We start from the raw sequence: 10,958 nt of genomic DNA, 5'->3' as shown, positions 1-10,958 counted from the left end.
GGTTTTATGAGAACACTTAAACAGATTCGCGAAATAACTCTTGAGCATATGAAAAATGAAACTGTGGAGCTGGGGGAAAAGGTCACCTCTATCGCGCTAGCCGATTATCGCGATTCCACTTTGTTTCAAAGAGAACTTGAAGTAATCCGGAAGCGTCCCCTTCCATTTGTTGCTTCTGACAAAATTAAAAAGACCGGCGATGTGTTTGCTGGCGAACTTGCCGGCGTTCCAATTGTTGCAGTCAGAAATGAACAAGACATTCGCGTTTTTATCAATACTTGTCGTCATCGGGGAGCGCTCCTAGCTTCTGAGGGTACAAAGAAAGACTGTCAAAAATTAGTTTGTCCGTTTCATGGCTGGTCTTATTCATTAGAGGGAGAACTCCTAGAAGTTCCCTCAAGTCATCAGTGTTTTTCCAAACACACGACATCGGCGTTTCGTTTGCAGGAATTGAAATCCTACGAAAAGGCCGGAATGATCTGGGTGGTTCTGAGTCCTCATTCTCAAGAGAATATTTTCGAAGAAAGTTTTCATCAGCTCCATAAAGATTCCGATGAAATCGGTTTAAATCCCCAGCACGCAATGCCTGAGATGAGTTTCCTTGCTCCATTCAACTGGAAAGTGGGGGTTGAGGCTTTTTTAGAAGTTTATCACTTTGCTCATGCCCATGCGCCGTATTTGTCGCAGTTGCAGTTTCCAAATCTGAGTCTTGCCGATTCATATAACGAAAACTGCCGCATCGTAGTTCCGTTGAAGCAACCTGCGGGGGAGATTCCGGTTTTGGGATGGGCGCAAGTGATGTATTTTATTTTCCCCAGCAGTTTTTTACTTTTTTATGATGATCATGTGGCTTTGATTTCGTTGGTCCCACAGACGACGGGTGAAACCAAGTTCCGCTATACTCCAATTGTTCCCAGAGAAGCAGATTTAAAGAATGAGAAAATTCAACAGAGAGTTGAATTTTTAAAAATCATTCTCGGACAAGATATTGCAATTCTTGAAGGCGTGCAAAAAGGACTGGATGCGAATCGAAACGGAAAATTCGTATTTACAAGGCTGGAGCAGATTTTAGAGAAGTTTCACCAAGATCTGCACTCGAACGCCTCTGCCAAAAGTCATCCAACGAGCTAAAAGACTCGCTTCAATGGGTCCTCAGTACAAGCATTTTGCATAGTCAGAGGGAGTCTTTTGACTCTCAGAAGGGGAGTCGGACAATATTGGTGTGAAATATCTTTTGCTCTCCCTTCTCTTTTTATTTTTTGCTGATCCGCAGGCACGCATCGGGTTGCAAGCGGCTGAGAAAATCGTATTTGGTTTTAATGCCAGCAATGCTCCTCCGCTTCTTTATCAATTTGATAACGTCAGTAGACCCATTGCGACCGGTGGACTCATCTACGACGTTGCGGTTGCCATTGGCGATGATCTGCAAGTGAACTACGAAATGGTCGGTATTCCACGTGTGCGTATTCCGAAGATGCTTAATGAGGGTCGAGCTGATTTGAACTGCCATAACAGTTTGGATTGGGGGCAGAGTTTTAGCCAGGAAGTGGTCTGGAGCAAGCCCCTCTACACTTACGCCAATGTCTTAGTGAGTAAGACAGAGATTCCATTTTCCTGGATCGATCAAATCAATAACGTCAAAATTGGCACAGTGGAAAGATTTTTTTACTCAGACCTTGAGAACTTATTTAAAAATCAGGTCCTTACCCGTGAAGATGCCCCGTCAGTAGCCATAAGCCTTCGCAAGCTTTTATCAGACCGTGTCGATTATGTGATCATGAGTGAAATCGAATTTAATTACTACAAGGCCACGTATCCCTTTTTGCAAAGAAGTTCGTTTGTTCTCGGAAAAACCGAAATCCGCTGTTCACTCTCAAAAAAATCGGGATTGACTCTAGAGCGGCTGAATCGAACTATTGATCGCCTTAACAAGAAAAAAGTCTTCAAAAAAATTTATGAGAGGTATCTCGACCCAAAGTCCGTAGGCGTTCCGTTCAGTTACGGGCTGAACTGGGATGAGTCACCGCCGTTTCTCTTATATTATAACGGCCCTGGCTCGGCAGTTAAAGAAAGTCTTTTTATTGATATTGGTTTTGCCGTTGCCAAAGAACTCAAGCGCCCGATCAATATAGTCTTGCTGCCAAGGGGACGTCTTGATGCGCGATTGGCAGAAGGACAAATCGAACTGGTCTGTTACAACAATGAGGTGTGGGCGGGAGATTATGCCAAACAATATGACTGGAGCGTCCCTATTTTTCGACAGATCAACTATGTGGTCGGACTGAAAGGCAGTAAAGATACAGTGCTGAGTCTTGAAGACCTTAAAGGAAAACGTCTTGGGACCTCACTGCATTTTGTGTATCCGTCGTTGATGTCATTCTTTGAACAAGGAAGTATCATCCGCGAAGATGCGGGGTCGGGTTCAGCAAATGTGGAAAAGCTTATTAGCCAGCGGATCTCCTACATCATTTTAAATAATCTCGAGTACAACTATTACCAAAAAAAGCACGTCAATATTCAACGGTCTCCTATTGAGGTGGACCCGTTAGAAGTTAAATGTGCCGTTTCAAAAAAATCAAGTTTGAAAATTGAAGAACTCAATCGGGCGCTGACGGATCTCAAAAGATCAGGGCGGTTGCAGCAAATCTTTTATCCGAAATAAAAGGAGAGAAAGTGGGAAAAATAATCTTCGCAAGTTTAATTCTGGTGTTCTCTGTTTTATGCCAAGCCCAAACCAACGAAATCGCCTCTGACATTCACGCTTCTGACTTTCGCTGGCTGCAATTTAATCTGATGAAAAGTGTTGGCAATAAAATTCCTTTCGGTCTTCAGGATGATACGTATTTGGAAATGGAATTCGGGGGACGTTCTGGGATTTTGGAGCTTTATGGCTTTTTGGATGTCTTTGATGTTTTTGATTCATCTGATAGCGATCTTCACGAAGGCGACAATATGTTTTTCAAGTTTCAGCCGCGTTTTTCGGTGAATAAAATGTTTGGAAAGGATCTGTCCTTGGGACCCATCAAAGAATGGTATCTGGCCACACGCTTTTACGTCTCAGATCGCGCGCTTTTTGAAGAATTGGTGGGCTTAGGGACTGACATGCAAGTGCCTTGGTTTGGTCTTGTTGGTGTCAATTTGTTTGCTCGCTATATCCGCGAAAACTTTGACGCTGCTAATGAAGATACCTGGGATGGATATATGTTTTCTCTTAACTGGTACACGCCTTTTTATGAATTTCAAAACGGAGGATCTGTCGTGTATCAGGGATACCTGGACTATATTTTTGGAGCTAACGAAATTGCCGATGATATTGATCGCACAAGTTCATCTTTGGGATGGTACAACGGGCTTTACTGGCACACGAAGCGATACGCCGTGGGATATGGATTAAAAGTTTATCAGAATATGGCGCTCTTTAAAGACGGTGGAATCGGCGGAGAAACCAGTGGAGTCGGGCAGTATTTCGTTTTGACCTATAAGTTTTAGGTGTCTCAAAGGTTCCCATTCTTTAATAGGCGGTCTTGACGAATGCGAAGCCTGGCCCTAAAATGTATCCATGGCAAAGACTCTTTCTTTCCACATTCAAACTTCTCTCTGGTGGCGCAAGCCTGCCTATTCTTATTGCTAGCTCTCGCTAGCCAGACTGATTTTTATCGTATTTAATTAAATCAAATTCAGTTTTATGGAGTTTCACCATGGCGAAACCAATTATTTTAACAGGCGACCGTCCAACAGGGCCATTGCATTTGGGGCACTATGTGGGTTCACTTGCAAACCGCGTTCGTTTGCAGCACGAATATCAACAGTATCTTATTATCGCTGACACGCAGGCATTGACGGATAATTATGATAATCCCGATCGCGTGCGCACAAATATTTTAGAAGTTGCACTGGATTACTTGGGTGCGGGAATTGATCCTGAAAAAAATGTGATTTTTATCCAATCGAAAGTTCCAGAACTTTATGAATTGACGGTGCATTTTTTAAATCTTGTCACAGTTGCGCGCCTGATGCGCAATCCAACTGTGAAGGATGAAATCAAACAAAAAAATATGGAAGAAAGTTTACCAGCGGGATTTCTGATGTATCCCGTAAGCCAAGCTGCTGACATTTTGGCCTTTCAAACAGATTTGGTTCCTGTCGGTGAAGATCAAAATCCGATGATCGAGCAGACAAATGAAATCGCCAGGAGATTTAACTTTCTCTATAAAACAAATTGCCTTAAAGAAGTGAAGCCGTTGACAGGTTCAGTGGGGCGTTTGATTGGCATTGATGGGAAACTTAAAATGAGTAAGTCCGCAGGAAATGCGATCATGCTTTCTGATTCTTTCAACGAGATTAAAGCCAAAGTACAAAAGATGTACACGGATCCAAATCACTTGAAGGTTTCTGACCCGGGGCAAGTGGAAGGCAATGTGGTATTTGCATTCCTCGACGTTTTTGACCCTGACAAGGCCGCTGTGGAGGAATTAAAAGATCATTACCGCCGCGGAGGTTTGGGTGATGGAGTTTTAAAGCAAAGACTTACTGGAATCCTTGAAGACTTTATCGCACCGATTCGCAAACGTCGCGAAGATTACGCCAAAGACCGCGAAGAAGTTTTAAGACTGTGCTTTAAAGGCAGCGAACAAGCCCGAGAAAAAGCCAATCAAACACTGACCCAAGTCAGAGAAGTCATGAAGCTTCTCTAAAGAAAAAGAGAAACTGATGCGCAAGAATGCGCATCAGTTGTCAAAAAAACTAAAAGTTCACAATTTCCAGAGCTAATTCAAGATCAGAAACCTGATTCAAATCCGTGCGAACTTCGCGAATAACTTTCAAAGCCTGTTCCAAGCTCGATCCGCGAATTTCACCATTTGAGGCCACAAAAAGAGCGGCATCATCTTTCGCCGCAATGACTTGCACGCGATAGTAGTCATCGACGGTTGTTCCAGTTTTTGAGCCATTGTAACCATCGCGAGAGGTTACACCTAAAACAGTGATCTCAGACACCGCACCGTTGTTTTTAATAGAGATCGCTTTAGCTTGCGCAACTAAAAGCAACGTCAATGCGATGACCGCCATTTTGTCGATAGGCCATACTGACAATTTCATAATTCCTCCTTAGGAACGTGTTTCTACAGCCAAGTTAGCGAAAAACCGTCTACTAAAGGCCTAAGAATTCCTAACAAATCTGAGCCATAGGGTTTTCCGCTCAGTGCCTTGTAATTTGCTTATAAAGTCGTATCCTGCGGTTATTCGAGGTTTAAATGCGTTATATACTGGTTTTACTCTCTGTTTTATTAGTCATTTCCTGTCAGCAAAAGCCGACGAAAGTGCTCTCGCAAGAAACCGTTCAAGGTGGTGATCAGAACACCTTAGATAAGTTTAAAAAAGACAATCCAGCTGTTTTGGATGTGAGATCACCTTTTGAGTTTAACTTGATGCATATGCCAACGGCTATCAATGTACGCTGGGAAGATTTCTCGCAAACGGATGCCCACGTGCGCGGCCTTTTGCAAAATGATCTTTTTGCGATTGCGCGACGATTGTCGCTTATTGGAATTGATCCAGATCGCAAAGTGCTTGTCGTTGGTAAAGGTTTGCGAGGTCAAGGTGAAGAGGGACGCGTTGCTTGGACGCTGAAGGTTTTAGGTGTGAAAAACGTCATGACTCTGAATCATGATCATTTCCGCGAAGCCAATCCACGCGAATCCAATCCGCCCGTGGAAAATAAACCATATTGGAAACCGCAAGTGGATGAGAGTCTTTACGTTGATGTGAAAGAATTCAAAACCCTTGTGACCGATTCAAAGTCACCGGTTCAGGTTTTAGATGTCCGCTCGAAATCAGAATTCCAACAAGAAAACATCAGCAAATCTAAAAAAGTGACGGCAGTAATTACAAATATGGATTGGAAGAGCTTCTTTGCCGGGAATGGATCTGCACGCACTGATATCGAAAGTATTTTGCAGGCAAAAGGCATTTCCAAGGATCAAATTATTTTGATTATGAGCAACCACGGAGTTCGTTCCGCCGCTGTGACTTATGCTTTACGCGAAGCCGGTTTTAAAAATGCCCGTAATTTTGCAGGTGGCATTGAGCAGTGGAGAACTGTAAAATAAACTCTATGAAACAAGAGATTCTAAACACCCTAGAGACCAAGATCGCTTTGTTTAAACACTTGGGGATTCATTTTGTCGAAATGTCTTCGGCGAAAATTCATATCAAAGCCGATCTAGAAAAGAATCTCAATCATAAGGGCACGGCCTTTGGTGGAAGCCTGTATACTGCCGCTGTACTTTCTGCTTACGCCTTGGTCTTGACAGGTCTTCGTACAAGAAAGATTGCGACTGAAAATATTGTGATTGCTAAAGGCAGTATCGATTATCTTCGTCCCGTTGAAGACGATTTTGAAGTGATTTGTCAGTTTTCCACTCCCGAAGAAGAAAATCAGTTTTATGCGGATCTTTTGCAAAAAGGTCGTGCGCGCAAACTTCTTATTGCTCAGATTAGGTCCAGCGGGGGCTCCCTCCGCGCGACATTTTCAGGCGACTTTGTTGTAAGGCTTTGAACCAAGATTTGGATGATCTCAGATTTTTTCACTGGTTTTACAGCATAAGAATCGCATCCGCTTTGCAAGGCCCGGTGCAGATCTTCGACGACGGCGGTCGCAGTCAAAGCAATAATTGGGATATGCGGTCTATTTTCTTGAATCTCTGTATGACGAATCATCTCTGTGGCCTTGTATCCGCTTAAGATCGGCATCTGCATGTCCATAAAAATAAGATCGTAAGTATTTTTCTTATATTTATCGACGGCCTCTTGACCATTGACGGCTTCATCGCAATCAATCGGTAAATTTTTTAGATAGTGAATCATCAAAACACGGTTGTCTTCGGAGTCATCAACTAAAAGCAGGCGGTAGCGTCGAGTGTTAAGGCTTTCGGGCCAGGTGGCCATAGGTGTGACTTTTGCTTCGGCCTCCGTGTGCAGATCAGGACGATGAGGAAGAGTGATGCGGAAAGTGGTGCCGCGGCCCGAAAGGCTGCGCATCTCCAGATTCCCACCCATAATTTCTACGAGATTTTTTGAAATCACCAAGCCTAAACCCGTGCCGCCATATTTCCGCGTGGTGGTAGAGTCGGCTTGAAAAAAAGGATTAAAAAGTTTTTTTTGTTTTTCGCGTGGTATGCCAATACCTGTATCACGAATTTCAATTAATAACTGCGGAGGTGCCACCGAAGAGTCCACGGAGGCTTCGACGAGCACTTCTCCCTCATCAGTGAATTTCAAGGCATTTCCAATTAAATTGAAAAGAACTTGGCGCAGTCGAGTGGGGTCTCCGAATTGGTGAACCGGAAGATTCGGAGAAATTGTCAACTCAAAGCGCAGTCCTTTTTCTTCCGCTTTGATTTGTAAAATTTCAAAAACACTACGGATGGTGGAGTGAATATTGTAACTGACGTTTTCAACTGTTAAGGCCTTGGCTTCAATTTTAGAAAAATCCAGCAAGTCATTGATCAAGGCCTTCAGATTTTCGCCCGCATGACTAAAAAGCGTAAGATAACGTTCTTGTTCCCGCGTAAGCTGCGTTTCTTTTAAAAGCTCAAGCATTCCTAAAACAGAATTCAAAGGTGTGCGGATTTCGTGACTCATACGAGCTAAGAATTCTGATTTTGCCTGAGAGGCATCTTCGGCTTGTTCTTTTGCAGCTTTAAGTTGGTTCTCAGTTTCTCGCAACGTCACGATTTTCAACCGATGTGCCGTAATGGCAGCGCCGGCGACAAGCGCACAGAAACAAATCGTGAGTAATGTCGCCGTGATTTGCGGCGATTCAATATCATTCGGCCATGGAACACCGATGGAAGGTGAAATCAACATCGCTAAAAATAAAATCCAGGTGTTGACGATAATCGCAAATTCCAAGCCATACCAAATGGCCGTCATCATCAAAAAAATACCAAACAAGTACCAGCTCTGGGAAAGTGGAACCAAAACGGTCAGAAAAATCGAAGCTAAAAATCCCAGACCCACAAAAACTTTTTCGCGAAAGGGAAGTTTCCAATTCCACTTCAATTCAAACGCCGTGGTTTTGAATAAAGACCAACCTTTGCGATCCAGCCACGGAGAGAGCGCAATTAAGAGAGGTAGTGAAATTGTCGTGCCACCTAAAAGGTCGCCAATAAAACCATTGATCGCGCCACGAAACACATCCGACGATGTTGCTTCTCCTGTGAAATACAAAATTCCTTGCAGCATGAAGGCCATTATAATGGCAGGAATTAAGATCGCATAAATTCCGAACAAAATAATATTGCGAGGCGAGGGATCCCACGGTTTTCCGCGCAAGCGTTGACGCAAGAGCAACCAGGAAATCAAAACTTCCAATGTTTCCGGCACCGCATAGAGCGGATAAAAGGCAATTCTCTCAAGGCCCCAGAGGTTGGCAGAAAGAATAGAATTAAGAAACAAACCAATAAGGACGCGGGGCCCCCACCATTGCACCATAACGATGGCAAGCGCCATCGGAAAATAAAAGGTGGATGTACCCGGGCTGACCATAAAAGCAAGGCTCGCGCGCGTGCCGAGATGAAAGAGGACGAAAGGGAGAACCCATGTCCACCATGGGAGCCGCTGTTTTTCCATGCCCTTATCTTAATTTCGTTTGGGCCTGGTGACTAAGTTCCAATGGAGGATCTGTTAGAAGACAAGCTAGTTTTTGACAGCTGTTTCAGGAGCACCCGCATCGATCCAACGTTTTAAAAAGTCAGACTCTTGAGGTGTGAGTGGTGGAATGCCCTTGTTCTTTGGAGGCATAAATCTTTTTGCCATGCCAGCGACAGTTACTTTGTAGAGCAGACTTTCTTCCGCAGTCGCTTCCAGAAGACCTTGGTCCTTGATGACCGTGTAAGTTTCCAAGACAGTTTTCTTGGCGGCTTCTTCGGTATGGCAAGACAGACATTTCGGAGCAAGAATCTCTTTCGTGACATTCGCAAAAGTCAGTTCAAGCTTGCTAAAGTCTGTAGGGTCTTTTGGTTTTTCTGGAACCATGTTGCCACAGTGGCTGAGTTCTTTGACTTTTCGAGTAGGAGTGCGAACAGCCACTTGATCTTCGTACCAAGTTTCGAGGATTTGTTTTTCGCATTCATTGAGTTGACGATAGCCACTGGATTTTGGTGGCATGCTGCCGGACTGAACTGAATCTAAAATTTCGGTACGAAGGGCAAGAGCTTTCTCAGCGGTGTTCATGCTCTTAGATCCCGTCGTGTGACATTGCAAGCAAGAGCTTAAAGACGTCGCTGTCACGACTTCAAAAGTCACGACTTTATCAGAGAATTGAGTCACATCAAAAACGCGCGGCAAACGACCACCGGTCTTAAAAGCTCCCAGTTCTTCCATTGTGTAGCTGCAAGCAGAGAGTCCAAGAAGTGCGATAGAAATCAGAGCGATCGTTTTGTTAAATCCCATGGGAAATGGTTCTACCATAGCCCGTAATAAAGGCATCTCGGCTTTTGCAAAAAACTAAAAAAAAGTAAAGGTTGTCTACTCTTTGAGCAAAAAAAGGGGCGGTGTCGTTGCCAATGAAAATGTATTGAAATTGAGCTATGCAAAACGCGCATGTCGGAATTCTATTTATGCGTTTTTGGTTTATCTGGGTTCACGCTATTATAGGCCCATGAAGCAATCAACAAAAGAAAGGAGCTTCACATGAAAGGACTTATTCTTTCGATCTCAAATCTCTGGAAAAATTCAGGCGATATCAAAATCGACGCTGAACAAAATAAATCTTTGCTATCTTGCTTAGCTAACATTCATTAATTCGAGTCAGCGATTCGCCGTCAGAAAACTTAAGACGGATTAACCTCGGATCAAACGCTGATTAAAATTTTCCAAAGATAAATGAATAAACACTAAAACCCACAGCTTCAAGAGTTGTGGGTTTTTAGTTTCTGGAATTCACAGGAAATAAAAAACCGACCAGAGAGGTCGGTTTTAAGATCTAAGCGGCTTTAATTTTAAACAGAACAGAATACATCGCTTTTAGCATGTCGGGATCATATCGACCCGCGAGCTTTTCTTTCATCATAGTGACGGCATCAAGCGGCTTCAGTGGCACATTGTAAGAACGTTGAGTCGTCATCGCATCGTAGGTGTCGGTGATGGCCACAATACGTGCGAACGGGTGAATCTCGTCAGCCATCAATTGTTGCGGATATCCGTTACCTGCCCAAGATTCGTGATGTTCAAAGCAAGCTGCTTTAACCGCATCGCTAATATTCGGATGATTATTTAAAATCACCAAACCATATTGCGGATGCATTTTCATTTGCTCCCACTCGGCTTCATCCAATCCACCTTTTTTGCACAGAATATCTAGGCTGACATTGCGTTTGCCGACATCGTGAAACAAGGAGCCTACACCCAGTTCTTCCAATTCTTTGGCGTTATAACCCAAGGCTTTTCCTAGTCCCAAAGAGTAGATGCTGACATCCAAAGAGTGGTTGTATGTGTAAAAGTCATGACCAGAGAGAGAGATCATAAAGCCCATAGCTTCAGGAGCTTTCTCCATCAGATCGATAAAGTCTGTGATAATCGGGCGGGATTCATCCAAGGCTTTATTCACATCTGGATTTTCAAAAAGATCTTCCATCAACGCAACAGAGGACTCGCGCAAGATTTTGGCTTTTTCAAAAGGATTCAAAAGATCGGAATTCATTTCCTCGCGAACCCAGTCACGATAGATTTGGCGGTCTTCTTCGCGAACAAAGAAAGAATCGCCGGTATCGCGACTGTGAAGTTGGCCGATTTTTCCATCTGACAATCTGTCACCGGCGCGAAGATACAAAATGTACTTCTGATCGAGGTACAAATAAATATCAAATGTTGTGACTTTGTCGGGGCGAATCGTGCTCAAACGTATACGAAAATAGCGAGAATTTTCCATATAAAAATTCTGCCATGGATACGTTGAC

At 43.6% G+C, this 10,958-nt stretch carries 10 protein-coding genes; 6 read left to right on the top strand and 4 right to left on the bottom strand.

From position 1 onward, the window contains the following. Nucleotides 1–6: 6 nt before the first annotated feature. The 4 genes from ACLWOR_RS18590 (at nt 7) to trpS (ending at nt 4,694) form a co-directional block, all read left to right on the top strand. Nucleotides 7–1,131 carry an aromatic ring-hydroxylating oxygenase subunit alpha gene (locus ACLWOR_RS18590; RefSeq protein ID WP_413942354.1) on the top strand — a complete coding sequence of 375 codons (1,125 nt, stop codon included), beginning with the start codon at nt 7–9 and terminating at the stop codon, nt 1,129–1,131. A 91-nt stretch (nt 1,132–1,222) separates the two neighbouring features. Then, nucleotides 1,223–2,662 (top strand): substrate-binding periplasmic protein, encoded by a 1,440-nt coding sequence (locus tag ACLWOR_RS18585; RefSeq protein ID WP_413942353.1) that lies wholly within the window; start codon nt 1,223–1,225, stop codon nt 2,660–2,662. A gap of 11 nt (nt 2,663–2,673) precedes the next feature. Further along, nucleotides 2,674–3,489, top strand: coding sequence for an outer membrane protein OmpK (locus ACLWOR_RS18580; protein WP_413942352.1), 816 nt, complete (start codon nt 2,674–2,676; stop codon nt 3,487–3,489). Between the two features lie 209 nt (nt 3,490–3,698). Next, entirely contained in the window at nt 3,699–4,694 is a 996-nt protein-coding gene (trpS, locus tag ACLWOR_RS18575; RefSeq protein ID WP_413942351.1) for a tryptophan--tRNA ligase, read from the top strand. A 49-nt stretch (nt 4,695–4,743) separates the two neighbouring features. Here the strand turns inward: trpS and ACLWOR_RS18570 are convergent, their stop codons facing one another. After that, entirely contained in the window at nt 4,744–5,097 is a 354-nt protein-coding gene (locus tag ACLWOR_RS18570; RefSeq protein WP_413942350.1) for a DUF2388 domain-containing protein, read from the bottom strand. 155 nt (nt 5,098–5,252) lie between these two features. Here ACLWOR_RS18570 and ACLWOR_RS18565 point away from each other — a divergent pair, with 155 nt between their 5' ends. Both ACLWOR_RS18565 and ACLWOR_RS18560 read left to right on the top strand, forming a co-directional pair. After that, nucleotides 5,253–6,107, top strand: a complete 855-nt coding sequence (locus ACLWOR_RS18565; protein WP_413942349.1) for a sulfurtransferase — start codon at nt 5,253–5,255, stop codon at nt 6,105–6,107. A 5-nt stretch (nt 6,108–6,112) separates the two neighbouring features. Further along, nucleotides 6,113–6,556, top strand: coding sequence for a YiiD C-terminal domain-containing protein (locus ACLWOR_RS18560; RefSeq protein WP_413942348.1), 444 nt, complete (start codon nt 6,113–6,115; stop codon nt 6,554–6,556). Here ACLWOR_RS18560 and ACLWOR_RS18555 read toward each other — a convergent pair. The 3 genes from ACLWOR_RS18555 to ACLWOR_RS18545 all read right to left on the bottom strand — a co-directional run bounded on the left by ACLWOR_RS18555 (nt 6,490) and on the right by ACLWOR_RS18545 (nt 10,930). Continuing rightward, nucleotides 6,490–8,631, bottom strand: a complete 2,142-nt coding sequence (locus ACLWOR_RS18555) for an ATP-binding protein (RefSeq protein ID WP_413942347.1) — start codon at nt 8,629–8,631, stop codon at nt 6,490–6,492. The genes ACLWOR_RS18560 and ACLWOR_RS18555 overlap by 67 nt on opposite strands. A 66-nt stretch (nt 8,632–8,697) precedes the next feature. Continuing rightward, nucleotides 8,698–9,453: a hypothetical protein gene (locus ACLWOR_RS18550; protein ID WP_413942345.1), complete on the bottom strand. Its 756-nt coding sequence runs from the start codon at nt 9,451–9,453 to the stop codon at nt 8,698–8,700. Nucleotides 9,454–9,985: 532 nt separating this feature from the next. Then, nucleotides 9,986–10,930: an HD-GYP domain-containing protein gene (locus tag ACLWOR_RS18545; RefSeq protein WP_413942343.1), complete on the bottom strand. Its 945-nt coding sequence runs from the start codon at nt 10,928–10,930 to the stop codon at nt 9,986–9,988. Between the last annotated feature and the right edge of the window lie 28 nt (nt 10,931–10,958).

The sequence above is a fragment of the Bdellovibrio sp. HCB2-146 genome (genome assembly GCF_047345725.1).
Classification (GTDB): Bacteria; Bdellovibrionota; Bdellovibrionia; order Bdellovibrionales; family Bdellovibrionaceae; genus Bdellovibrio.
Note: the sequence above shows the minus strand (reverse complement) of the source record. Positions and strands in the feature narration are given on the sequence as shown.